At 42.8% G+C, this 25,638-nt stretch carries 24 protein-coding genes and 1 pseudogene; 5 read left to right on the top strand and 20 right to left on the bottom strand.

All coding sequences use genetic code 11. The features are described 5' to 3' along the window. Window positions 1–36: 36 nt before the first annotated feature. Genes FFM70_RS13265 through FFM70_RS13255 form a run of 3 tightly spaced genes read right to left on the bottom strand, consistent with a single transcriptional unit; the run spans window position 37 to window position 3,463 of the window. Complete coding sequence (locus FFM70_RS13265) at window positions 37–1,077, bottom strand: PTS sugar transporter subunit IIC (RefSeq protein WP_137617320.1); 1,041 nt, start codon at window positions 1,075–1,077, stop codon at window positions 37–39. 3 nt (window positions 1,078–1,080) lie between these two features. Then, the gene (locus FFM70_RS13260) at window positions 1,081–2,061 is read right to left on the bottom strand and encodes a type I phosphomannose isomerase catalytic subunit (RefSeq protein WP_171002381.1); all 981 of its coding nucleotides are present in this window, start codon (window positions 2,059–2,061) and stop codon (window positions 1,081–1,083) included. After that, on the bottom strand, window positions 2,054–3,463 hold the full coding sequence (locus FFM70_RS13255) for a glycoside hydrolase family 1 protein (RefSeq protein WP_223877506.1): 1,410 nt from the start codon (window positions 3,461–3,463) through the stop codon (window positions 2,054–2,056). Before FFM70_RS13255 ends, FFM70_RS13260 begins: the two co-directional genes overlap by 8 nt. A gap of 210 nt (window positions 3,464–3,673) precedes the next feature. Between FFM70_RS13255 and FFM70_RS13250 the strand changes: the two genes are divergently transcribed. Both FFM70_RS13250 and FFM70_RS13245 read left to right on the top strand, forming a co-directional pair. Next, window positions 3,674–4,372, top strand: coding sequence for a GntR family transcriptional regulator (locus FFM70_RS13250; RefSeq protein ID WP_137617318.1), 699 nt, complete (start codon window positions 3,674–3,676; stop codon window positions 4,370–4,372). Window positions 4,373–4,450: 78 nt separating this feature from the next. Next, on the top strand, window positions 4,451–5,101 hold the full coding sequence (locus tag FFM70_RS13245; RefSeq protein ID WP_137617317.1) for a ribulose-phosphate 3-epimerase: 651 nt from the start codon (window positions 4,451–4,453) through the stop codon (window positions 5,099–5,101). Between the two features lie 217 nt (window positions 5,102–5,318). Here FFM70_RS13245 and FFM70_RS13240 read toward each other — a convergent pair whose 3' ends face one another. After that, window positions 5,319–6,347 (bottom strand): AI-2E family transporter, encoded by a 1,029-nt coding sequence (locus FFM70_RS13240; protein ID WP_137617316.1) that lies wholly within the window; start codon window positions 6,345–6,347, stop codon window positions 5,319–5,321. A 452-nt stretch (window positions 6,348–6,799) separates the two neighbouring features. Here FFM70_RS13240 and FFM70_RS13235 point away from each other — a divergent pair. After that, window positions 6,800–7,927 (top strand): annotated as a pseudogene (locus tag FFM70_RS13235) (vitamin B12 independent methionine synthase). Window positions 7,928–8,027: 100 nt separating this feature from the next. Here the strand turns inward: FFM70_RS13235 and FFM70_RS13230 are convergent. The 4 genes from FFM70_RS13230 to FFM70_RS13215 all read right to left on the bottom strand — a co-directional run bounded on the left by FFM70_RS13230 (window position 8,028) and on the right by FFM70_RS13215 (window position 10,056). Next, window positions 8,028–8,408, bottom strand: coding sequence for a DMT family transporter (locus FFM70_RS13230; RefSeq protein ID WP_171002380.1), 381 nt, complete (start codon window positions 8,406–8,408; stop codon window positions 8,028–8,030). Window positions 8,409–8,422: 14 nt separating this feature from the next. After that, on the bottom strand, window positions 8,423–8,731 hold the full coding sequence (locus tag FFM70_RS13225) for a DMT family transporter (RefSeq protein ID WP_137608272.1): 309 nt from the start codon (window positions 8,729–8,731) through the stop codon (window positions 8,423–8,425). A 152-nt stretch (window positions 8,732–8,883) separates the two neighbouring features. Next, window positions 8,884–9,516 carry a PAQR family membrane homeostasis protein TrhA gene (gene trhA, locus FFM70_RS13220; RefSeq protein WP_137617314.1) on the bottom strand — a complete coding sequence of 211 codons (633 nt, stop codon included), beginning with the start codon at window positions 9,514–9,516 and terminating at the stop codon, window positions 8,884–8,886. Between the two features lie 195 nt (window positions 9,517–9,711). Next, window positions 9,712–10,056, bottom strand: coding sequence for an ArsR/SmtB family transcription factor (locus FFM70_RS13215; RefSeq protein ID WP_137617313.1), 345 nt, complete (start codon window positions 10,054–10,056; stop codon window positions 9,712–9,714). Window positions 10,057–10,195: 139 nt separating this feature from the next. On the opposite strand from FFM70_RS13215, the gene FFM70_RS13210 reads away from it, so the two are divergent. Further along, on the top strand, window positions 10,196–11,083 hold the full coding sequence (locus tag FFM70_RS13210) for a cation diffusion facilitator family transporter (protein WP_137617312.1): 888 nt from the start codon (window positions 10,196–10,198) through the stop codon (window positions 11,081–11,083). A 157-nt stretch (window positions 11,084–11,240) separates the two neighbouring features. Here FFM70_RS13210 and FFM70_RS13205 read toward each other — a convergent pair whose 3' ends face one another. Continuing rightward, window positions 11,241–12,056, bottom strand: coding sequence for a MurR/RpiR family transcriptional regulator (locus FFM70_RS13205; protein WP_137617311.1), 816 nt, complete (start codon window positions 12,054–12,056; stop codon window positions 11,241–11,243). A 165-nt stretch (window positions 12,057–12,221) separates the two neighbouring features. Here FFM70_RS13205 and FFM70_RS13200 point away from each other — a divergent pair, with 165 nt between their 5' ends. Then, window positions 12,222–12,911, top strand: a complete 690-nt coding sequence (locus FFM70_RS13200; RefSeq protein WP_137617322.1) for an N-acetylmannosamine-6-phosphate 2-epimerase — start codon at window positions 12,222–12,224, stop codon at window positions 12,909–12,911. Window positions 12,912–13,062: 151 nt separating this feature from the next. On the opposite strand, the gene FFM70_RS13195 is transcribed toward FFM70_RS13200, so the two are convergent. From FFM70_RS13195 to folB, 11 genes are all read right to left on the bottom strand, one after another. After that, window positions 13,063–13,518, bottom strand: a complete 456-nt coding sequence (locus FFM70_RS13195; protein WP_137617310.1) for a type II toxin-antitoxin system HicB family antitoxin — start codon at window positions 13,516–13,518, stop codon at window positions 13,063–13,065. A gap of 156 nt (window positions 13,519–13,674) precedes the next feature. Beyond that, entirely contained in the window at window positions 13,675–13,926 is a 252-nt protein-coding gene (locus FFM70_RS13190) for an AbrB/MazE/SpoVT family DNA-binding domain-containing protein (protein WP_137617309.1), read from the bottom strand. 90 nt (window positions 13,927–14,016) lie between these two features. Then, a complete protein-coding gene (locus tag FFM70_RS13185; RefSeq protein WP_137617308.1) occupies window positions 14,017–18,126 on the bottom strand; it encodes an immunoglobulin-like domain-containing protein in 4,110 nt (1,369 codons plus the stop codon). A gap of 303 nt (window positions 18,127–18,429) precedes the next feature. Beyond that, window positions 18,430–20,175 carry a hypothetical protein gene (locus FFM70_RS13180; protein WP_137617307.1) on the bottom strand — a complete coding sequence of 582 codons (1,746 nt, stop codon included), beginning with the start codon at window positions 20,173–20,175 and terminating at the stop codon, window positions 18,430–18,432. 223 nt (window positions 20,176–20,398) lie between these two features. Then, entirely contained in the window at window positions 20,399–20,926 is a 528-nt protein-coding gene (locus FFM70_RS13175; protein ID WP_137617306.1) for a DNA-3-methyladenine glycosylase I, read from the bottom strand. Further along, window positions 20,923–22,071 (bottom strand): dihydropteroate synthase, encoded by a 1,149-nt coding sequence (folP, locus tag FFM70_RS13170; RefSeq protein WP_137617305.1) that lies wholly within the window; start codon window positions 22,069–22,071, stop codon window positions 20,923–20,925. The genes FFM70_RS13175 and folP overlap by 4 nt, the downstream gene beginning before the upstream one ends. A gap of 9 nt (window positions 22,072–22,080) precedes the next feature. Continuing rightward, window positions 22,081–22,683, bottom strand: coding sequence for a non-canonical purine NTP pyrophosphatase (locus tag FFM70_RS13165; protein WP_137617304.1), 603 nt, complete (start codon window positions 22,681–22,683; stop codon window positions 22,081–22,083). Beyond that, complete coding sequence (locus FFM70_RS13160; protein ID WP_137617303.1) at window positions 22,673–24,016, bottom strand: bifunctional folylpolyglutamate synthase/dihydrofolate synthase; 1,344 nt, start codon at window positions 24,014–24,016, stop codon at window positions 22,673–22,675. Before FFM70_RS13160 ends, FFM70_RS13165 begins: the two co-directional genes overlap by 11 nt. Before the next feature lie 12 nt (window positions 24,017–24,028). Beyond that, window positions 24,029–24,598, bottom strand: a complete 570-nt coding sequence (gene folE, locus FFM70_RS13155; protein ID WP_137617321.1) for a GTP cyclohydrolase I FolE — start codon at window positions 24,596–24,598, stop codon at window positions 24,029–24,031. Continuing rightward, window positions 24,591–25,100, bottom strand: coding sequence for a 2-amino-4-hydroxy-6-hydroxymethyldihydropteridine diphosphokinase (folK, locus tag FFM70_RS13150; RefSeq protein WP_137617302.1), 510 nt, complete (start codon window positions 25,098–25,100; stop codon window positions 24,591–24,593). Before folK ends, folE begins: the two co-directional genes overlap by 8 nt. Continuing rightward, complete coding sequence (folB, locus tag FFM70_RS13145) at window positions 25,090–25,458, bottom strand: dihydroneopterin aldolase (RefSeq protein ID WP_137617301.1); 369 nt, start codon at window positions 25,456–25,458, stop codon at window positions 25,090–25,092. The genes folK and folB overlap by 11 nt, the downstream gene beginning before the upstream one ends. Window positions 25,459–25,638 lie beyond the last annotated feature (180 nt).

The following is a 25,638-nucleotide window of genomic DNA, read 5'->3' as shown; positions in this document are numbered from 1 at the left end:
AGGCATAGAAAAGTCCCCTTAAAGTTGAGAGATGAATTATAATATTTCATCTGTCAACCATAAGGGGACTATAGCAATGGCAACCGGAGATCCAAACATTGTTGGCTCGATAATATTAAAAGCAAGTGCTGGCGCAGCCGCTATACCCAAAGCCCGCTTACCTTTGTTTTTAGAAAGAATATACCAAATCAAGATTGGAAAAACACTCCCAACCCAGATAAAACTAAACTGAAAGGCATTTGTCCAAATATGCGGTAATGGATTACCAGCAACTTTTGCGGCAGCATTAGCAACCAAATCTGCTGTCGTAATTGGGGTAATAATTGCCCCCAACATCGCTGGACCATTCAGACCCATCGACCATAAGACAATAACCAAAAACGTGATAATTGTGTAGCCCCAAATTGTATCCGAGCCTTTAAGCAAAGGATTCATTACGGTGGTTAAAAACTGTGGAAAATTGAATCCCATAATATTGCGAATTAACCAACAAATGATAATTACAACTGACATTGGTACCAACGAAGCAAAGGAATTACCTACTTTTGGTGGGACGCTTGATGGTAGTTTAATTGTAAAATTATGTTTCAAAAATAATGAATATAGCTTTACGGATAACAAGCTCATAATCATTGCAACAAACATACCGTTTGTACCAAAGAAAGCTGTTGAAATCATACCCTTAGCATCTGGACCAGTAAAAGTAATAAAGAAAAATGCAAGAATTCCTAATAATCCCGATTGAGTCGTATCAATCTTTAATATTTCACCATATGATTTTGCGATACCATAGGCTGCAAACAAGCCCACAAAGCCTAATGTCATACTGTTCACATTCGATAGTTGAGTTGCATACGGGGTTAGAAATGGCAGCAAAGCTGCTTTAGAATTTCCTAAATCTGGTTGTGCCAAAATTGAAAGAATCAAAAATACACTACCAATTAAGATTGGCGCCATCGTTGCAACCATCCCATCTTGAATGGCACGGACCCATGGCACCTCTGAAAGTTTCCCAACAACACCAGCTAACGACATCATTTTATCCATTAACTTATTTGAACCGGATTTATTTTCCATGAGTTACTCCTCCTTCTCATTATTCCCAGTAACTGGTTGTTCAGAAGTAATCATAAATGTAAAGTTGCCACTTAATTGAATTTGTTTCATTGTTGCGGGAACAATAAAGTTATCGGAAAATTTAAATGGTACACCATTGATTTTCCCTTTTCCTGCACTAACAGTGGTTAACCAATAGCCATCCTTCTGCAAAGTAACGTTTCCTGAAACTTTAACTTTTGTAATCGTAAAAGCAGAGTTCGAAATATATTCATGAATCACAATTTGATCATTCTTCAATAAATCGACTGGTTTTTGTCTTAGATAGTTATGTGTCGTATTGTAGTCAGAATCTGCATCGCTAATACTTTGTACACCTTCGTCAATGTTGAGTTTCCGATAACTACCATCGGTTTCCCTGCGTTCATAATCATATAGTCGAAAAGTTAAATCAGTGGATTGCTGAATTTCATAAGCAATATTTCCTTTACCAAGCCCATGAATTGTCCCTGCTGGAATATAGATAAAGTCGCCAGTGTTGGTCTTAATGCTGTTAAACGTATTTTCAAATTGTCTATGATTTATTCTATTCAGAAGTTCTGGAATTTTAACTTTAGAACCATAAACTAACTGAGTATCTTGCTTAGTATCTAATAGTACCCACGCTTCATTCTTTCCCATTGAATAGCCTAGCTTCTTTGCCACTTTCTTTGTTGGGTGTACCTGAACACTCAAATTATCTACTGGCGCTACCAGCGAAATTATAAATGGAAACTTTCTTTTCTGACTATCAAATAATTCTGGATTTTCTGTCCACAAAGTACTGAGTGTTTTCCCTTTGAACGAGCCATTTTGGCAGATAGTGTCTCCGTCATTCTGCGCAGAGAACGCCCAAATTTGACCAGTTTTATCCGGCACATCATAACCAAAATATTCTTGAATTCTCTTACCACCCCAAATTGCATGCCTTGGAATGATCTTAAAAAATAATGGTTCTTCATTCATAAACATTCGCCCCGTTAGTAGAAATAACTTTTTGATACCAATAGAATGATTTTTTGGGAATTCTCTTCATCACACCATTTTTCATAGTCCCAATGTAAATCAATCCGTATCTTTTTCCCATTTCTTTATGACTACTCAGAAAATCAATTGGCGCCCACATCAAGTACCCGACTATATTTACACCATCCAAATTGATTGCATTAATCATATTTTTTATATACTTTTTATGATAATCAATTCTATCTACATCATTGAGGGTATCTTTTAATGTCTCTCCTTCTTGTAAACCAATCCCATTCTCAACAACAAAAAGTGGTTTTTTATATTTCTGATATAAATGGTTTAGTTCTTCTCTGAAGCCCTCTGGATCAATTGTCCATCCCCAATGGCTGGCTGGCAATTCTGGATTGGGCTCATTTACAGTATCAAACAGGATCTGATTCATTTCGGAAATATTAGCCATGCTTAACTCAGTCGAAATAACACGTGTCTGATAACAACTAATCGCCAAATAGTCCATGTTATCCGCAGCTAATTTAATTTCAGCTAAATCATCGTGCTGAATGCTTATCTGGTTTAACTTCAAAAATCGTTGATAAAAGTCTGGATAGCGACCATTACACATTAACTCTCCGTATAAATCGATATTAAATTTATTTGTTATATCAGCTGCAAGACGGTCCTTACCATCGTTTCGTTTAGGTCGTACTTCATTTACCGTAATCATTCCCGAAATTTTAGCATTAGGTGATAATCTCCGAATAAGATTGACCGCACTTGATGACGCTAACTGCGTATTGTATAAAATATCGTGGAAAAATTTTGGCTTGCTCATGTTATCTGGCCTTTTTGAACCAGCCACTAACCCGGCCATCTGATCAAATGGTGCAGTATTTATTTCATTATAAGTAATCCAATACTTAACCCGATCCTTAAAATGGTTTACAACTTGTTCCACATGCCGCAAATAATAATCAATTACCTTCGGGCTCAAAAAGCCATTGTAATTTTCTGCCAGGTAACTTGGCATATCAAAGTGTACGAGAGAAACTACTGGCTCTATGCCTTGGTTGAGTAATTCATCAATCATTCTGTCATAATATTTCAAACCAGCTTTATTGGGCTTATCCTCAATACCAGTTGGATTAATTCTTGACCAAACAATTGAAAAACGATACGCCTTAAAGCCCATTTCATGCATTAATTTGATATCTTCTGGAAATTGATGGTAATGATTAGCAGCAATATTTGTATCCCCTTGACTAATTTGCCCTTTCTCAGGTGTTACCACCAATTTATCGTACACATTCAATCCTTTTCCTAATGCTTGATTACCACCCTCTGCTTGAACGTTGCTCAACGCTCCACCCCACAGAAATGTTTTATCCACACATTTGTTCACAAATACTGGCCCCTTCCCTAAAACACGATTGTCGTAGAAGTAATCGCTTTCAATGATTATTATATTTGATTTTATAAAATTGTAAAGCTTTTTATTTAAATTAATACGTATCAATTTTATATAAAAACGTATTTCAGACGATTTGTGCTATAATTGTTATAAATTAAATGTCTCAATTTAAAAATTGATGTTTTGGAAGTGATTAGATTCATGAAATATATGAAAGTCGTTGAGCATATTCAAAACGGTATTGAAACTGGTAAATACGCGTATGGTAAAAAAATGCCCACTATTAATAACCTTGCTGATCAGCTACAGGTTAGTGCTATGACTGTAAAAAAAGCCTTGGATATCCTATCAAAGTCTGGAATGATTGAGCGACGACAAGGTAGTGGAATTTATGTAAAAATGAATACTAATCAAGTGAAAAAGAGGATACCATTGTCTGGTAACTCTTCACGTTTCCCACGCGAAGAGTTACAGACCAAAGTAATTCATTTTGAAGTCGGTCATGCTCCTAAAGAAGCAGCCAGCAAATTACAGATTTCTTCGGAAGATTTTGTGTACATTATTGAACGTATTCGGATTTTAAAACAACGCCCAATCATTATCGAATACGTCTATATGCCTATCAATGTTATTCCAGGACTGACAAAAAACATACTTGAAGATTCAATCTACAAGTATATTCGACAAGTCCTCAAGAAAAAGATTTCTAGTTCAGATTTTATTATTACTGGTGTCAGACCGAATAGTGATGAACAACAGTACTTAAAACTATCTACCAATGATTTCTTGATGCAAATTATACAAACAGTTTATCTAGATGACGGTACTGCTTTCGAATATTCAATTGACAAACATATCCCCGAAGAATTCGAGTATCGATCAGTTGAAACCGATATTTGACACGGTAAAATAAATGCCATATAGTTATGCATGTCGTAGAATGTAGCGCTTTCAATCTAATATTGGAGGCTGTTTAATATGCATAAATTACTTTGTCCATCTATGATGGTGGCCGATTTCACAAAAATAAAGGAAGAAGTCCAAGAACTGGAGTTAGCTAATATTGATATTTTCCACATGGATATCATGGACGGAAGTTTCGTCCCAAATATGGCACTTGGAGTAGAGGACTACAAGGCGATTCGCTCTTTAACCTCGAAAAAGATGGATGTACATTTAATGGTGCAACGGCCGAAAAACTATATAAAAATGTTTTTCAATTTAGGCGCTAACATTATATATATACATCCTGAATCAGATCAAATGCCTACTTCCACACTAGAAATGATTAAATCACTTGGTATGACTCCCGGTATTGCTATCAATCCTGGAACTTCCATTGAGTCTATTGAACCACTACTAAATCTCACCCAAAATGTGCTTGTCATGACTGTTAATCCTGGATTTGCCGGACAGCCCTATCTTGATTTTGTAAACAAAAAAATTGACGCACTTGTAAAACTACAAAACCAGTATAACTATCAAATTTTTGTGGATGGCGCTATTTCACCACAAAAAGTTAAAATGCTTTCACAACGCGGTGTTACCGGATTTATTCTTGGTACATCTTCTCTATTTAATAAGGACAAAGGTTACTCTCAGATCATACAAGAGCTGCGTCAACTCTGATCCACGAAACTCATTAAAGTTTATTAGCGTAACAACCAGTTATCTTTCATATTTTGGTTGCTATTTACAACGTTTATACTGATGAACTATTTTCCTAGTCAAAAAGGCACAAAAGCATCTGTTACTAGTAATCAAGCCATAGCTTGACTACCAGTAACAGATGCTTTTTAATTGATAAAATCCAAGCAGTATCAATTGCAATTTAACTAAAGCCAACTCACTTAGAAGTAATCCGTTTCTGTTCTGAGTCTTGCACACCTAGAATGTCCAAGAAGAATGCGACGATTGGAATCCCAACGATTAACCCCCAAGCGCCTAATAAGGCTTCCATAATAATCAAGGTAATAAACGTGGCAAAGACGGGTAAATCCGTCCGATCAGCCATCAACCGAGGATGGAGGAAATAAGATTCAAACGCATGAATAACAATGACTAGTAAGATAATCCAAGCGACCCGGATTAAACCACCGGAAGCAAATGCCAACAAGGTCAACGGAATCATGGATAGTAAGACACCGGCAACAGGGACCAAGCCTAAAATGAAGACAATGATCGACAAAACCATAATACTCGGCATGCCAATAATTACGAACCCAATCGTCATCAAAATCGTATTAATCGTACAAATAATTAATTGTGTCTCAATAATTTTGCCGAGAATCAATACAAATTTGCGACCTAAATAATAAACGTTGTGGAAAAACTTACTAAACTTGGACGTTAAGAATTGACGTCCAAAACTCATCATCCGGCCGCGCGTCAACGTAAAAATGAAGCTCAAGAAGATCGCCAAAATCACGTGGGTGAAGCCAGTCCCAATATGTCCAGCCTCTTTCAACCCAGTCATCAACAAACTTTTACCATTTTGAATCAACTCACTACTATGAATCGCTTGATCGACCCACTTATCGATATTTTTATTTAAAACGGGATGGTTGGTAATCGCTTTGGCTAACATATCTGGAATAACCTTCAGCTGTGTCACTAATGTTGGTGCGGCATAGGATAATGCCCCTACAAACACCCCAATCACCAATACGTAGACCACAACGACCGCTAACCAATATGGCAAGTGGGTCTTAAGATTTAACCAATGACTGACTTTGACTCCCAAAAAGGCGAAAATCGTTGTCAACAAGACCACCGTCGCAAAACTACGCATCAGATAGACTAACACGATTAAAAATGCCAACGTCAAGTACATATCCACATCATCACGCTTCAAAAAGCGGATTATTCGCTCCATACCCGGACCCCCATTTAATTGCTAGTAGTCATTATAGCATTGCAACCGGGAATACACCGCCAACGACCATTAAGTTAAAATTAAATTTGACTTTCAAAAACAGAACCGTTAACATGGACTCAACATTAAAGAACGATTAAAAGATGAGTAGATAAGCAAACCGTTCAGCGAGTATCGGGTTGGTGTGACGATACCGGGGCACTTATTGAAGATGGTCCGAGTTAAAAGTTCGTTAGGGTGAGTCTTGAGATTAGCCTTAACCGCGCCAACTGCCCGTTATTGCAGTTACGGATCGTGACTTTCACGGTTCGATTGAGGAAGCTTTGGCAACAAGGCTTTAAACTCAGGTGGTAACTCGGCCTAGCGTCGTCCTGATTGATAGTAATTATCAATCAGGACGACGCTTTTTTTCATTCTTGAGTCAAAACTAACTAATATGAGGTGCTTACATTATGACAGAAACGACTTTAACCGCTCCCTTCCGCTTTGACGTTGTCGGAAGTTTACTGCGACCAGCAAGCTTAAAGAAAGCCCATGCACAACTCGCCGCTGGTTAAATCACCACCGCTGAAGAACTTACCATCCAACATGCAGAAATCAAACGCGTCGTCGATGAACAAGTTAAACTCGGTTTACATGCCGTCACTGACGGTGAATTTTCACGAAGCTGGTGGCACTTAGATTTTCTCTGGGGACTCACTGGCGTTGGCAAATATGATTATCATCAGAGTTATAAATTCAAAGGAGACCATACCCGAACTGACAACGCTGAATTAACCGGCAAGATTAGTTTTAATCCTGATCACCCGTTCTTCGCAGCCTTCAGTTATTTGCAATCAATTGTGCCAGCAGGCGTCCTAGCCAAACAGACAATTCCGTCACCCACGATGTTATTTCGGGACAACCGGAGCGATAACTGGTCAAAATTCTATGATAGCTGGGAAGCGTATTTGACGGATCTTGCCCGGGCTTATCATGAAACCATTCAACATTTTTACGACTTAGGCTGTCGCTACATTCAATTAGACGACACAACTTGGGCCTTCTTGATCAGCAAACTGAACGATGCCAACCTTAGCACTGACGACCGCGCGGCCTACCGCAAGCTCGCCGAAAATGCCGTCGCCGTGATCAATGCCGCCTTAGCAAACTTGCCAAGTGATTTGACCGTCACGACGCACATCTGTCGTGGTAACTTCAAATCAACTTATCTTTTCTCTGGCAGCTACGATGTCGTTGCCCCTTACCTCGGTCAGCTCAACTACGACGGCCTATTCTTGGAATATGACAATCAACGAGCTGGTAGCTTTGACGTCCTCGACCAAATTTGGCACGGTGACACACATAAGCGAATCGTTCTAGGCTTGGTCACTTCAAAGTTCCCCAAACTTGAAGCAACCGCTGACTTGACCGCTCGTATTCAAGCCGCAACCACTAAGGTGCCATTAGAAAATCTAGCGCTTTCCACCCAATGCGGCTTTGCCTCAACTGAAGAAGGTAACCAACTCAGCGAGACCGATCAATGGGCAAAATTGAAATTAGTGATTGATACTGCTAAATCAGTTTGGCCTGAAGCGTAAAAATGATAATTTAAAACACGGATTCGGAAATTAGTTGAAAATTTCTGAATCCGTGCTTTTTTAAGCTTATTTTTAATGTCAAAATGTGCCACAAAAATCTTTACCGCATCATGCGAGAACGCCAGCGTTGCCTCACAGTAGGGGTAACAGCACCATCACTTGCTTTGACTGGAATATTCAATAAAATAACGCCAATAATAATTGCCAAGAACCCAACTGTCTTTGCGCCAGTGAGCACTTCACCAAACGCCCAGATGCCAATCAGGCCAGTAAACGCCGTACCAACGCCCGCCCAAACGGCATAACCGACACTTAACGGAATTCGACTGAGGGCCAGCGAAAAACTAAAAATCGCCAAACCATACAATAACATGCCTAAAATGCCGATCAACGGGTGCCGAAACCCCGCTGATAACTTCAGTAAACTCGTCCCAACGACTTCGACCCCAATGGCCGCAATTAATTGAATCCATGCCCGCATGATTAAGTCCCCCTTTACACGTTTAACAAAATTGCGCCGATCACGATCGCCATTAACCCGCTGATACGCGCTAAACTTAATCGTTCACGATAGACGACCACGGCCAAAATCACCGTTGCCACCGTCCCAAGACCGGCCCACATGGCATACGTCACCCCTAATGGTAGGCGTTGCATTGCCAAAGTCACTAACACCAACGAACTGAAATAGCCGACTAACACCATAATCGTCGGTATCAAGTTCCGAAAACCGTTAGCTTTCTTTAGAAAAAAGCTCCCGACTACTTCCATCAAAATGCCACCAAATAATAAACCGTATGCCATCTTTATCACCTCACTAAATTTTCTGCTGTCCTACCATTCTACGGAAGTTTATTTAAAAAGGCAATGAAAAGATACGCCTGGCTGATTACATTTTCGTGACAAAATGAAGACAAAATAAAAACGCTACCTTGGTTAAGATAGCGCGCTTAAGCTCAAATATAGAAATAAATTGAAAAATACATCAGGGTCGTTCCAATCATCACAAAAATGTGCCAGATAACATGGATATATTTAACCCGTGGCAGGCTGTAAAGTAATGCCCCTAAGGTAAAGGCAACGCCCCCGGCCACCAATAGCCAAAAACCAGTCACGCCAAGGTTTAGCCACAGCTGACGCCCTCCAGCCAAGCACATCCACCCCATCAACACATAAATCACCGTTTCAATTTTTCGCAACTTGCCGGGCCAAACGGCATTGACTGTAATCCCCGCAATCGCTAGCACCCAAATCGTTAACAGAATCGTCCAGCCTAACCAACCCTTAATCGCCAATAAACTGTATGGCGTATAAGTTCCGGCAATCAGGACATACACGCCACTGTGATCGAGAATTCGGAAAACTTCGCGTGCTTTGGTGAAATACAGGCCGTGAAACAACATTGAACAAGTATAAAGCACTAACAGTGAGCAACCATAGATGATAAAAGCCGTCCATTCCAACGATTGACCATCTTCAAACGCCTTAAACATCAGGAAAACAAAGCCAATAATACTTAAAACTAAGCCAATACCGTGTGTCACCGAATTCAAAACTTCATTGGTAATTTGATACCGTCGCGATTGCATGTTGGTCACCTCGAATGATTATTGGTTACAGCATACCATCATATAGTCCTGATATCAAGATACCTAGTCATTGAAACTAGATAGATTTTAACGCACTCATTTCCAATCATCAAAGGAACTAGACTACCCCCAAAAAATAGACGTCCAAAAAACCAGTCAGCCCGATTTCTGAACGTCACGTTGTCGCTATTTGCCTTATTTTTCAGCTTCCTCAGCATGCGCCGCAACTTGTTGAAAAATACTAATAATATGTTTATCCGCCAACTGATAATGAACATTACGCCCACTGCGCGTCCCAATCACTAATTTCAACTGACGTAAAACGGACAGTTGGTGCGAAATGTTCGACTGGGTCAGCCCCAGACCTTGTTCCAGTTCACCAACACTCAATTTGGAAACGCCCAACGCATAAATAATCCGCGCACGGGTGGGATCACCAAGCGCTTTAAAAATCGCGGTGATCCTACCTAATTCAGCGTCCTGGGGAATCAAATGGGTTAAGTCTTTAACGATCGTTTCATGTTTTAATTCTGGATTCATTCGCAACCTCATTTTTCTGATTGTCGCCTTGAAATAAAGGTGTTACAATACACATGAACAGTCATTCATATGTCTATTCATTCATAAATAATTATAGCAATTTAAAGACTTAATTCAAGGACAAAGGTGGGGTTGTCAAATGTCACAAACACATGCAGTTAAACAAGAAACGACTGCTTTTAAAGTGGGCGTGTTATTAAATTCAATATTTATCGTTTTGGAAGCGAGTTACGGTTTTGCCAGTGGCTCATTGGCGCTAGTTGCAGATGCGGGCCACAACTTAAGCGACGTCCTCGGACTCTTGATCTCTTGGTTGGCAATTTGGCTAGGTACGAAGAGTGCCAATGCCAAATATACTTACGGTTATAAGAGTTCATCGATCTTAGCGGCACTGTTTAACGCCGTCTTCTTACTCGTGGCGATTGGGGCTATTTCGGTCGAAGCCATTCAACGCTTGGCTAATCCTGGACCAGTTGCCGAATGGGACGTCATCATCGTGGCGGCGATTGGGGTGCTCGTCAACGGCTTCACAGCGTTCCTCTTTATGAAGGGTCAAAAACATGACTTGAACATTAAAGGCGCCTTCTTACACATGGCCGCCGATGCCGGCGTTTCAATTGGCGTGGTCATTGCCGGTTTCGTGATCTTAAAAACGGGCTGGTTCTGGCTTGACCCTGTGATTTCACTCCTGATTGCCATTATTATTTTGATTGGCACTTGGGGCTTATTACGTGAAGCAATGAATTATTCGCTTGAAGCGGTGCCGAACAACATTGACCAAGTTAAAATTTACGATTTTCTCATGTCGCAACCTTCCGTTAACCAAGTGCACGACTTACACATCTGGGGAATGAGTACGACGGAAACAGCTATGACCGTGCATCTCTGTCGCAACACCTTGGACCACAACAATGAATTTCTTGAAAGTATGAACAAACAGTTAAGTGAGCAATTTCCACTAACTCACATCACGATTCAAATCGAACTCGGTAAAGTTGACTACGAAACCACCGACAGTTCAATTTAGACCGAACGTCTTTTATGGCACCGGTTTGATTATCATCATCTACTAGCAAAATAGCCATTCAGAAATCAGTCAAAGATTTCTGAATGGCTATTTTAATGCGCTAAACTTATCTTTCATTCTCAATATAAATCGGTAATAACCAATAACAACGCACAGATCAATCAAGACGTTTATCAATAATCGACCGCAAAACTTTCTCACGTAGCGCGACCGCATCAACTTTATTCCGGTTTTCATAACCTTGCGTCAAAACATCACAAATATACAACTGGGAAATTCGACCAGCGACCGAACCACCATTTAAGAATTCTTCGATTGCAGTCTGTAAAATGACGTTTCCTAATTGGGCGACCGGACTATTCAAATTATTCGTAATTGCTAAAACTTTAGCGCCATTATCTTTGGCAATCTTCAATGAGTCAGTCGTATCTTTCGTACGCCCACTTAACGATAGACCGATGACTAAATCAGTTGGACCAAGCAATGAAGCAAGTTGTGCTTGAATGTGCGGATCCCCAACTGGGGTTGCTTGAACACCGACTCTTAACAGAATCGCAGCAAAGGAAGCGCCAGTTTGCGCACTACCGCCGACCCCAAAGATATAGACATTTTGTGCCTGACTCAGCAAATCAACTGCTTGAGCCAATTTCTCAGGATCAATAAGCTTCGCCGTCGCCGTCAGCGCCTCTTGTAAATGTTGACTGATATCATCGTAATAATCAGCTGGCCGCGTTTGTTCTTGTTGCGTAAAGTCTTCTTTGGCAATTTCAATTTTAAAATCAGAAAAGCCACTGTAACCTAGCTTTTGGCAAAAACGAATAATTGTCGCATCGCCAACTTTGGTGGCGGCTTTAATATCACTCATGGTAGCATACATCAGTTGACTGCCCACCTTCAGCACATAGTCCGCGACCTTCTTTTCCGAACGCGTTAAAGTCGGATAATAGTTTTGAATCAAGTGATCATAGCGCATCCCCGTCACCATCCTTATGGTCATATTATACGCTACTCTAGGGTTATTTCGATATGGAGAAATTATCCGTGCTCTATGGAGTAAGCCTTTACATTATCCAATGGTCCTGATATATTAGGTATGGAGATAAAATCCAAAATTTATATTTTTGGAGGATTATGGATGATGAAGAAAGCAGATTTTTTGAAACAAGTTAAAGATGGCCTAATTATTTCATGTCAGGCACTTCCTGGTGAACCCCTATATACTGCAACTGGCGGCATCATGCCTTTGATGGCCAAAGCGGCGCAACAAGCCGGTGCGGTGGGGATTCGTGCAAACTCAGTACGTGACATCCGTGAAATCAAGGCAGCCGTGGACCTGCCAATCATCGGGATCATCAAAAAAGATTACCTGCCAGAGAAGCCTTTTATCACGGCGACCATACACGAAGTCGATCAACTGGTCGCAGTCGGTGTCGATGTGATTGCGCTTGACTGCACCTTACGAAAACGACACGACGGCCTCACGATTAACGAATTCATTGCACAAATTAAAACAAAATATCCCAATCAATTATTGATGGCCGATATCTCTAATTTGGCAGAAGGCTTAAATGCTTGGCAACATGGCATTGACTTGGTGGGCACAACTTTAAGTGGTTACACTGAAGAAAGTACGCCGCTGGTTGGCCCCGATATTGACCTGATCAAACAACTGGTCGACGCTAACATTGATGTCATCGCTGAAGGCCGAATTCATAATCCAGAACAAGCCAAAACTGTTCATGATTTAGGCGTAGCTGGCATGGTCGTCGGCGGTGCGATCACACGACCATTAGAAATTGCCACCCGTTTTGTCAACGCACTTAAATAGCACACTTTCAAAAGCTAATATTTTTCTGAAATCAATTGTCACACCGAAAAAAGGCCAGCACACTGAAAATTGTGCTGACCTTTAACTTCGACTGATACTGACAATGAGCAATCATTAGTTGCAGAAAAGTTTTCTCAATTTCTGATTAGGTTTAAGAGACCTTTTCTCGTTGCTGCTGTGCCAATTTTTTCTCAGCAATCGCATCGGTTAGGGTTTTAGAAAAATTCAAATTCAACGCAAGACCGACTTTATTTGCCCATTTTGGAATCGTTAACGTCTTTTTAACGGCACTCGTCGCATCCAAATAATCATCAAGTTCCACTAACACCATCGAGGTGAATGAAGCATTTACATCAAAATTGAGCTCATCTGGATAAGGATTATTTTCAACTAACGAAAGTGCACTAAGCGCTGTCGGCGCTGGCAACTCACGATTATTCTCGATATCATCAGCAACATGAATTCCTAACCAATCTGAGGCCATTTCAAGGGCGTCTGAAATTGATATTCCTTGCGTTGCCGAGTTTTTAAAATCTGGAAAGGTTACAAAATAAGGCACTTTTTCTGTCCGATCGTAATAAAACAGTGCAGGATAACTAACTAGCATCCCCAACGCCTCCTTAAGATGCGACTAATACAGGTTTGGTCTCCGATCAACTGAGTAAACACGAAATAGTCGTCCTCTCCTTAATTCTATCTAGCTTAACTCTAGCATCAGAAAAAAACTATACGCAAGAATCCACGACGGTATCAAATAATTTAGCTATCCATCACTTTCATTGAGCTGACGAAGTACTTCAGAATAATGGCTCATGGCGTGCTCAACCAACTCATCCAAAGCTTTGTCTTCAATTCGAGCATTAGGGTCAACAGTTAAAGTTTTGTCTTGATTCATCGTAATCTTCACCATTTCACCTTTCACCAACCGCAATCTTTGAACAATTTCAGTCGGTATCGTGATAACCAATGAGTTCTCAAAAGCGGTGATGTTGCTCTGATAATATTTTTCAGCCATGCCAACCTCCTCCGTCTCCAAAGGAATATTAACACATATACATACAGCCGTCTTTTTTAATCATTCCCAATCTGTAAAACACCAACTCAGCTAATCGTCCGAATGCCGTTTCCGTTTCAAGTAACGTTGCATCATCAAGGCACTGCCGCTGACTAACCCAATTAATGAGAGCAATAAGGACACGCCAACCGCTGCCTCGCCAGTCGCTGGTAAGTTTTGGAAGGCTTTGACCGGATCTTTAGCGACCGTTTGAAGCTTGGCTGCTAAATCTTTCACGATTGGCACAACTGCTGCTTGCTGACCTTTGACGTTGACTGTTAAATCAACCGTTTTGCTAGTCAGTCCATTTGATAATTTTACTTGAACGTGATAAGTTCCTGCCCGCTTGAAATCAATCTTTTCAGGGTTTAAAAGTTCTGCACGGAATGGCATTGACGGATTATCCGGCTTAATTTCCAGTAAGCTGAGTAAGTGTGAAATATTTGTGGCTTCAAACGTATTGCCATTGGCCGCATCGACTGGTTGATAATCAATCGTTGACTTGACCAAATACGGATTTTCTAGACCGTTCGCATCCGTCCCATGACCATGATTGTCACTACCTGTGGCCGCCTGACCAGCTTTGTTGGCAATAATAAAGCTGATTTCTTGTCCACCCGTCATCTGATTCGCATTGGTAATTTCAAAATTATAAGTATAAGCGCCCGCTTTTTGGTAGTTTCCATTGTTGAATAGGTTGGCATCGTCTTCACTAATCTTCAACAGATTACGATCGATTTGGCCGCTATCGGCAGCAGTTGCTGTAATTTTGCCACGAATCTGTTTCAAAATATCAGCGGGAGTGCCTGGTTGGAGCACCAAATAGCCCTGCGAATTCGTGCCATTAACCTTAATCGTTGGAATCGCATGTGCCACGGTAATCGTCACAACTTTCTTAGCTTGGTTGCCAAATTTATTGGTCACCGTATAAGTCACTTGATACTTACCCGCCCGTTTCGTATTAACTGCCTCTGCACCGGTAACTTTCAACTGTTTTGAAAGGTCCCCTTCAACTGGATCCAGTGCAAAACTATTTTGTAATGCTTCCTTTGTAGTATACGCTGAACGCCCATATGGCATCGTCATATCCGCAGGCCCTTTAATTTCAGGGATGTCGCTTTTAACTTCGACATTAATAGCTTTGCGGACGGTTTCACCAGCTGAATTGGTCACGCTAGCCACAACAACATAAGTCCCAGGAGTAGTCATTTTAACTTGACTCGTTTCATATTTGATTTGTGATTTCAGTGACCCGTCGACCGGATCTTCCGCTGTAAAGCCACCTTTACCTAAGGCTGCCATCAAATCGGTCCCTTGAGTGACGGTAATATTTTTAACGTTTAGCGTCATTGGCTTAAACGAAGTGACCATCACATTCATCGTCGCTTTCGTCACCGTCCCGTTAGCATCCGTATAGGTTAATTTAACCGGGTAAATACCGACCTTAGCCGTATTCACGCCACTCATATCAACGCTAACTTGGTCAGTTACATTGCCCGCAGTCTTATGGCTGGCTTTAAAATGTTGCCGAATTTTTTCAGCCGTCACAGTAGTCCCACGTTCGACAGTAAAATCATTGGCTTTAATTGTCGTTAACGGCTGGGCTTTCACATGCACCACAACTAATTGCGACGTCAACTGACCGCCAACCTTACCTGTAAAGATCACTGGATAGTCACCAGTCTGATCAAATTTGACGGCACTAGTATCTACAGCGACCGTCGTCAAATCGTGCCCGTCATTGACTGGTTTAACACCGGCTAATTGTCGGAGTTGTTCACTATTTAGAACGCCATCCGCCATGACCGCAAAGTCATGCGCATCAAAAATTGTGGATAGGTTCGCCTCATCCGTGACTGTCACCACTCGTGTCACCTGACCAAATAAACCATCTTTTGTATGAACGTCATAAGTCACGTGATACAGTCCGGGCTTGGACGTCTCCACATGACCACTTTTAACGTCCACAATTAGGTCATCCACTGATTGACCACTCGCATCTTTCGCAGTGATTCCCTCCCGAGCACTAAAGGTCTCACCAGTCTTAATCACCATACTTGGCGCAGTAACTGCGAGTTGCGTTGACCCCACCGTAACCGTGAAAGCTTGACTCACTTGTTGGTCAAACGAATTCTTAACAGTGGCCGTTAAATGATAAGTGCCAGCTTTATGCGGATCGACCTTATCACCACTAAGCGAGATTTTCCCCGTCAAATCACCATCGACATCATCCCGAGCCGTTAAATTCAAGGCCGTTTTGACATCGAACTGACTTCCTACATTGACCGTCACATCTCGCCCACTAAGGACTGGTTTACTAGGTTTAACAATCAATTTGACCTGCTTTTTGGCTGAGACATTCATCGAATTAATCGTTTTGAGCGTCACGTCATAGGTCCCGGGTTTATCAAATTTCACCTTGCTCGTATCATACTCGATGGGGTCCTTATTTTTGTCTTGCCAGTCATCGAGTTTGTCGACGACTTTGGCCTCATAGCCTTTAAGGGCGACACTCGGATCAACATTTCCAGGCGCTTGGGCCGTAATACTGAGTTCAATATCGGCCTTTTTAACTTGTTTGACTTCAATTTTAGGAACGAAGAAATCATTAGCCGTTCGGACTTGATTGCCGCCCTCACTGTAGTTAGATGGCAATTGATTCGTGAGTAAGTTTCCGTTCGGCCCAGTAACTACTTTGGCCGAATTAATATAGTTATTATTTTTATTTTCAATGCCATGAATCAGGTTATCGTAATTATCCTTTTTACCAGATCGCTGACCAATTGCTAGAAAAGTATGGTTATCCTTACTCTTCATCCCCACCAAGGTATTACCGTTAAAAATTGATTTAGTCATCCCACGTTGGGTAAATGGTGCACTGGTGTTATTGCCCGAAGATAAACTTACATCGCTTGGCAAACGCCCCGCATTATAGTTCATAGTCATATTGGCATAACCTTTGTCGTCAGGATTACCGGCCGTTTGGCGGAAAATATTCTTTGAAATATTAATCCCATTCGCATTTGGAAAATGAATAATGCCAGTGTACTTTTCTAGTAGCGCATCTTTTTCAGTCTTGGCGTTGACTTGTAACGCTTTGCCAATTTTTCCAGTGGCATCTTTGCCTGGTGTAATGGCATTTTCAACATAGTTACCGACAAAATCAACAGGACCGACCATGCCTTCTGAATATTGAATATGTTGTCCAATTGGATTCGGTGCGCGACGTTCTAAACCTTCATTTTTCCAAACGTCCCCATGCTTTTCGTAAATCGGTAAAAAGCGCGAGTTCGTCACGGTCACATTCTTTGTGGGCAGGCCATCCATATATAAGGATTCGTTAATATGCCACTTAGGATCGCCAACGATTTTACCATCTTCGATCACAGTTAATTTATGATCAGAATTAGTCGACGATGAGGATAAAATCGTATAATCGACCTGAATCGCTTCTTTACGCGTATTCGCTGACGTTGTCGCATAACCCCTAAAGGTTGAATTCTTAATTTCAACGCCGTCGACACCACCCAAATCAAGCGAATGTCCCGGCGCAGTCTCGGTCCGATCAAAATCACAGTGGTCAAACTTGATATCTTGTGAATGGGTGATGGCTTGTAGCATTTGCATCCCACCATTGGTCGAGTTCTTGTCTACGCCGCCGTTAAAGGTGATATTGTCCCAGTACACATGATTCACATTCTTAGCGCCACCATAACCTTTGGCTTGAGTCGGATACCACCAAGTCGCTCGTTTGTATTGATAAACATTCCCATTAGCGGCCGTTGTCGGCAATGACACCATGTGGCTTTCATTGGTCCATTTGCTATCTTCCGAGGCGACCCCACTCAAAATTAAATTACTATGTAACTTGATGACCCCACTAATTCCAAAATAACCTTTTGGAAATTTGATACGGGTCAGCGTGTTGGGATCCTGATCGTCAATAATTTTCTGAATCGCCTGGGTATCATCTGGCGCTGCTTCTTGCGCATGCCCGATTTTAAACCCATGCATCCCTTCAGTGACGACCACCGTTTTTTCACCATCGGCCTTCACCGGCACAGCCACTAATGCTGATAACCCCGTTAAGTTGGCTGAAACGATACTAGTAATTAAAACAATCCGACAGAGCTGTGTCACTTGTTTCGATTTGATAAGCAATTCCCCTATTCTAATGAAATTACCAGCCCCCACGGCAGTGCATTTCAAACGTATCCCCAACGTTTTTAGGTCATCACAGCTTAATGAAATTAATTCCAGGATTGTACAAAACCAACAACATTAAGTTAAGCTACTGTCATTATAACAAACCCCTGAACCGTAAACAGGCGCCTTACTTTTAATGTACACACTTGATACAAAAATTTTACATTGACGACAAAAAACCGCATTTAAATCTGACTTCCCAAAAACGTGAAGCCCGACAAATGCGGTCAATAATTATAATCTTTTTTTGTCCCTAACTCACATTTCTTTAATCAAAGGTATCCGCATGGCGCAAACCACTGCCACGACGATCACCCAGACAGCGCCAGTTAGCCCACTACCCAACGCAGTCACATGACTTTTCTGATATCGAACCGTCAGCGTATTATGACCACGACGTTGCTTCAGTGATAGATTACCAATCCACTTATGCTTAAACTCACCTGATTTAAGCGTATGCCCATTCAAAACCAGCTGCGTCCGTCGGTAGGCGACGACTGGCACTGACTTCGTGGTCGCATGTTTCGCCGTCCAGCTCAACTTCACACCATTTTTCACGACTTGATAATGAAAATGATGCCGTTGCTTTGAAAAATTGGTCGAGTAAGCTTTATAGACTTTGCCATAATCATCTGGCACAATCTTATGCGTGATTGGAATGTAGTCCGGTGTCGCACGATCAACTTGCGTGATTAGCTTACCCAAGTTACGCGTGTGAAAATCTGGTTGTAATTGTGGCATATACTTCAACTTTGATACGACATTACTAGGTGAGGTTTGTAAGCCTTCCGCCAATCGTGTTTTTTCTTGAAAGCTATAATGTACATTTCGCGCCACTTTTTGCGTACATAAGCTCAAAGATAAGATACCAAGAAAGACACTCGCAATGGTGAGGTTCTTTTGTAACTTAAGATCCTCGGTATTTCGCGCGGCCTCATAATAAACTAAAGCCGTCGCCAAAATTAAGAATGGTGTGCCGACCAAAGAAATTCGCCGTGGCATTTGTAAGAAGGACTGTAAATATGGCCACCAAGTCTGGATCGTATCCCACGGGAACAACGACGTCCCAACGAGCACATAAGTGATTGAGACAATTGACAGGTGCTTGGTAAACGCCCCTAAGCGCCGCCAGAAAACAATCAGTCCCATAATTAACGCATAAGTGATGATCGTAATCACGATATCACTGCTAGAATCGACCCCAATGTAGGCCGGTTGTAAGACTAGACTAACTTGATCCATCAAATCCATCGTCGTTGGTGCAATGAGCTTGTTGCCACCGTAGACTTCCAGAATCGGCAGAATCACATTCAAACTAAGAATTAACGAAAATAGTGCCCCAGCTAAAAGATTTAATAAGCCATTAGCCCGTTGACCCGACTGCCGCAAACCGTGACAGAAAAACGGAATCAAAAATGGGATAAAGATGACGGTCGCCAAGATTTGAACCTGTGCTAAAAGCGCCAAGTAGAGCCCCAACTGCAGCATTGATTTCAACTGCCAGTCACCTTCATACAGCGCGATGATGGGCCCCACAAACAGTGGTAAAAGTCCTAGCGCAATCGAGCGCCACGTAATCCCAATGACAAAGCCATATAAGGCATTTGAACTCAGAAAAATAATGCCCAACGCAATGGCAAGATTGCGTGGTAGTGACAGCTTGCGTCCAGCACGGTACATGCCAAACCCACTGATGAAAAGCACTAAAAAGGCACTTACCACTTGAAATCTAAACCAAGTTCCTACCAACAATAGTAGCGCACCAGCTAAATAAGTCATTAACGGACTGTATAGACTATTAACGACACGGCCCGCTTGTTGAAACGAGTATATATTGATAAAGCTAAAATTATTGTGCTTAATCTGCATCGCTGCTTCATAGACGCGATTATATTGAAAATAACCGTCTACACCCAAAATAGCCTGCTGATTGAGTAGCAGCGGGCTCAGCATTACTAGCGCTGCCAAGATAATCATGGTTACTGCAGTGCGGTTCTTAGACATAATGATTTCCCCCAAAAAAGATGTCGTATCCAATAATTAATCATTTAATACAATTTATTTGTAACAGTTAATTATACCAGTTTTACTAGTTGTTTAACGGTCTGTCAAGCCGACTCAGCATAACCACAGCTAAACTTAATCTCCATTAGATGTAAATCATTTTTCCTAACAAAAACTAGCACCAGCAGGTCATTTTCTCCTGCTGGTGCTAGTTAGAATTCGTTTAAGTTAACTTAATCAGTCCCGCTGCCAGCAAAAACATCTGCGTGACAACCGGGCCAACAAAGGTGAAGCCGTGCCGATGCAAATCAGCGGCGACCCGTGACCCCAACGGCGATTGCTTGGGCAGCTCATCATCTGGTGCGGGCATGATCAACGGCGTCGCATCCACAAACTGCCACAGATAGGCGCTGAAGCTGCCATAGTCTTTTTGTAAGGCCATGATTGCCCGGGCATCCTGAATAATGGCATGTAGCTTGCGCCCATTATGCATTACACCTGGCGTTTGCATCAGCCGCTCCCAGTCCGGCTCATCTAAACCAGCGACTTGTTCGACTCGCAAGCCGTTCATTTCACGACGTAACGTTGGTAACTCACTTGCGGCCACGCGCCAGCCTAACCCAACTTGTAAGATACCCACGATCAACAATTCAAATAAGACATGATCATCGTGAGTTGGCGTCCCAAAGTAGGCATCGTAATCTTTGACGCCATCCGCTGTAAAGTCCTCAAAATCATCCGGAGCAATCATTGCGGTGCCGCCAACCAATAGCCATTTTCAATGCGATCTAACAAAGTCACTAATTGTTGCGTCTCAGCAACATCGTGGACCCGCAAGATTCGACCGCCTTTGAGCATCATGGCTGCTTCAGTAACCAAGGTCATTGGGAGTCGATCTTCCTTTTTCAAACCTAATAACAAGCCTAAATAGCCCTTACGCGAAATTGCCACCATCATTGGTCGTTTCAAATAGTTGAATTCATCGATATTGCGCATCATAACGTAATCTTGTTCGCCGTGTGCGACCTTTGAATAGCCGATTCCTTGATCTAGCGCAATCCGTTCCAGATCAATTCCGGCACTCGTCAACGCTGCCAAATTGTGCTCAAAGAAGTCCCGCATGCTACTCGTTAAATCGGCGTATTCCTGGTCACGACTACTATGCATCGTCAGTAACCCGACCCGACTGTCAGCCATCAAAGCGAGTTTACGCGGATCATCCGTGAAGGCATTGACATCATTAATGATGCTGACACCTTCCGTCACAACTGCTTTCATCACGTCGTATTTATAAGTGTCGATGGCTAAAACGGCCTGTGGAAATTGCTTCTTGATGGCCCGAATATATGGCAACGTCCGTTTCAATTCGACTTCCGGCGTGACTTCTTTGAAACCTGGCCGTGTCGTTTGGCCGTTCACTTCGATGACATCCGCACCAGCTTGTAACATTTCACCGACATGGTTCAACACATCATCCATGGTTTCATACCGCCCGCCATCATAGAACGAATCGGGCGTGATATTCATAATGCCGTATATCAGGGGCCGTTTCGTCAAATTGAAACGATGGGTTCCAGCCTGCCAGTAAATTTCATATTGCTTCATAATTTGCGTTAATTGCAATTGCACTGTTGCGTGATTATGAAAGACTTGTGACCACTGCTTGGCTAACAATCGTCCCGCCGTCTGATTCAATAACACGGTCAATTGGGCCGGACTCGCCTGAACGACTCCATCTAATTGCTGGCAAAGTTGTGTCAATTTGAGTTGTTGTTCCCGATTATAATCACTAAATTGTAAAATCAATTGTTGCTGACGTGCTGCTTGAGCACTCAACGCTTGGCTCGCAAAATCAGTTGCGCGCGCAAAGGAACTCGTCATATCTTGAACTAACATCTATTGCACCTACCCTTTCATGGCCTTCAGTTGTGTTATTAATTTTTGTGCGGCCTGCCCACGATGTGTGAGCGGTAACCGCCATTGATCCGGTAATTCAGCCAGCGTCCGACCATACCGTGGCAGCCAAAACAAGCGGTCAAAGCCACCAGAATAATGTCCCATTTGCTGTGACGAAATGTACCCCATCAAGGTCGCCTGAACAGTTAGCGTCCGACCATCTGGCCAAGCCGCAGCCAAAGTGGCGCGCATCGTTGCTTGTCGCTTAGCTGCCGGCACTTGAACCAACGCAGCCAAAATGGCTTCATTTCGGTCATAACCGCTAGTTTTGACACCTAAATCACGCGCCGTCGTGACGCCAAACTCGGCTGGTAACGCGGGTAACTCGATCCCACTATCATCCGCAATCACAGGACACTGCAACTGTTCAGCAGCAAACTGGGCCTTCACAACCGCATTGTCGACGTAACTCGTCGTGGTCTCAGGTGGAAAGTGCAACCGTGGTGCTTGGTCTAAATAACTTTCTGCAGTGAGACCATAATAAGCCAGACACAACGCTAAGTCGCGACTCTTCCCACGATTATTCGACGCAATTAACCACTTACTGGTCATCAGGTAACACCTGCCAACCTTGTTGTTGCAACTCACGCATCACGTAAAATGACCCTGTCACAATAATCGCACTGTCAGCGGTCGCCTGGGCTTGCGCCATTTTTAATGCACCTTGAATACCAGCCGCCACTAAAATATCCGGTTGGGGAGTTTCAGCTAATGCCCGCGCTGTTTGGGCTAACTGGGCTGCCGGTAAAGCTCGCTGCGGATTAGCTGGCGTGTTGGTGATCAACACTGCCGCAGCCGGCAGTAAGCTGGTTAACATGGTTTGATAGTCTTTGTCGCGCAGGACGCCAACGACCCAGATCAATCGCCGTTGCGGCAATAGCGTCTGCACGCTTTTGACCAAAGCTTGCATGCCATCAGGGTTATGCGCCCCATCGGCCAGGATAACCGGTTGTTGTTGTAGAACTGTCAACCGACCCGGCAACGTGACTTGCGCTAACCCTTGGCGAACAGCGGCATCCGTTAGGTCGACCCGCTGCCGCCTTAAATTGGCGATTGCTGTTAAGACTAAGCCTAAATTTTGGACTTGATACGTTCCAGCTAATCCCAAATGTAATTCTGACCAGTCGAATAACTCGCTCTTAGCCGTAATCACTGACCCATTAATATCCGCCTGTTGCACCGTTAATTTCAAATCAGTCGCCTGCATCAAAGGTACCGCTTGCCGGTCCGCTTCAGCTTTTAATACCGCTAGTGCCGCTGGATTTTGATCCGCCAATGTCACAACTTGAGTCTTTGGTTTAATGATTTTTGATTTATTTTGCGCAATCGCTGTAATCGTGTCACCCAGAATTTTTTGATGGTCGAGCGCAATCTTCGTGAAAATAGTGAGCTGTGGTCTAGCCAGCGCATTGGTCGCGTCGTGCTGACCACCTAAGCCAGCCTCAACCACTGCCCAAGCCACATTTTGGTTACGGAACCAAACCATGCCAATCAAAAATTCCCATTCAAAGATGGAAATATCAGCGGCCTGGAGTCCCATATTACCCAAGACTGGCAAAATTTCATGATAACTGTCAATAAACTCAGCCGGGCTGATCCAGTGCCCATTGAGTTGTAATTGTTCACGATCATCATTAATTGCTGGGCTACTGAAACGGCCAACCTTCAAGCCTTGCGCCTGTAGCACACTGGCAAGCATGGCTCCCGTCGACCCTTTACCATTCGTCCCTGCTAAATGAATCACATGAAAATAGCGGTCTGGTTGCCCTAGATGCGCCATGATTTGGCGTAACAATGGCACCCGGTCATGTTTCGTCACTAGCATTGCCTGATTTAATTGGCCGACTAATGTCTCATATTGTTCTTGGACTGTTGCTGCATCCACCTTGTCACCCGCCTAATTTGCAATTCGTTGCAGAAATTCACGTTTTAAGTCTAAATCCGTCTTGAACTGACCACTATAGTAGCTACTTTCCGTTTGCACGCCCGGCTTGCTGACACCGCGCATTTCCATACACATATGTCGCGCGGTGATGGAGATCGCAATCCCAGCCGGATCTAGGATTCGCTGTAATTCCTTGGCAATCGTCACGGTCAGCCGTTCCTGAACATTCGGCTGCTGACTGCAATAATCGATCAACCGCGGAATCTTGCTCAACCCAATCACTTGATCATGTTGTGGGACATACGCCACTTGTACGGTGCCGAAAAATGGCAACAAGTGATGTTCACACATTGAATAGAAGGGAATATCTTTTAATAGGACCATTTCAGTGGGGTCCGTCACCTTAAATAACTTATAGTTGTCAAATGGAGCCGCTGTTTTCGTCGCAAAAACTTCGGCATACATCCGCGCCACTCGGTCTGGCGTTTCAACTAACCCAGGCCGATCAGGATCTTCGCCAACAGCTTCTAAAATTTCACGCACCGCATGGCGAATCTTGGCTTGTTTACTTTCATCAATCATCTTTCTCACTCACATTTCCTACTTTTTTAATCCAGCTCTGATCGGCATTTTGAGCAATCATCGCTTGGACTTGCGGCCCAACTTGTGGGTCCGTTTTTGCAATTTCGGCAGTTGGGAGTAACACAAAGTTACGTTCCGCCGCATGTAAATGGGGTACGGTTAAACGATCTGTCTGAATTTGTCGCGCACCCCAGAAAATAATATCTAAATCGATTGTTCGCGGCCCCCAATGGACCTTACGTTCACGATGCCCTAAGTGTTCAATCGCATGTAATTCAGCCAATAAATCTTCCGGCGCCAAAGTCGTCGTCAAAGCGACTGACACGTTGTAAAAGTTAGCCTGGTCTCGTTTACCCCAAGGCTCGGTCTCATACCAGTTAGACACCGCAACGACGGTCACCGTGGGCAATTGCCGTAACAACGTAATCGCTTGGTTAATATTGGTCATTCGTGGTTGAATGTTTGACCCAATACTTAAATAAACCCGTTCATCACTTGCCATCGGGCGCCCCCTCCACCTCAATCTCAACGTTATCAAAAATACCGGGCATTGGGACACTGTACTTGCGAATCTTTAAGTTAATCCCATCGACCGTTGGAAATTTGACCAATAACGTGTTTAATAATTGATTCGCCAAAGACTCAATCAATTTATACGAGTGGGTCGTCACAAAATCAGCGATGACTGCCCGCACTTCCGCATAGTTAATCGTTTCATGGACATCATCATGTTGAACTTTCGTCTCAATTGGATACTTAATTGCAATATCCATGGCCAACTGCTGACCATTGCGCCGTTCTTCTGGTAGCACGCCATTGAACGTATGAAAGCGTAAATTGTTAATGCGAATCATTCCCATTAGTATCCCTCTTTAGCTGTTTTTTAACTATAATCATAGCATGAAGCCCGCCTTAAGTGATAGTAATCCGCCAAATATCACGGATTAGGCTCCAGCAATTTGGCGATCGAGTAGGAGGTAATTGATTATTTCAATTACCGACCTCTCACACCACCGTACGTACGGTTCCGTATACGGCGG

The sequence above is a fragment of the Lactiplantibacillus nangangensis genome, from assembly GCF_005405065.1.
GTDB lineage: Bacteria > Bacillota > Bacilli > Lactobacillales > Lactobacillaceae > Lactiplantibacillus > Lactiplantibacillus nangangensis.
The sequence above is the reverse complement of the archived record's forward strand: the minus strand, read 5'-3'. Positions and strand labels throughout refer to the sequence as shown.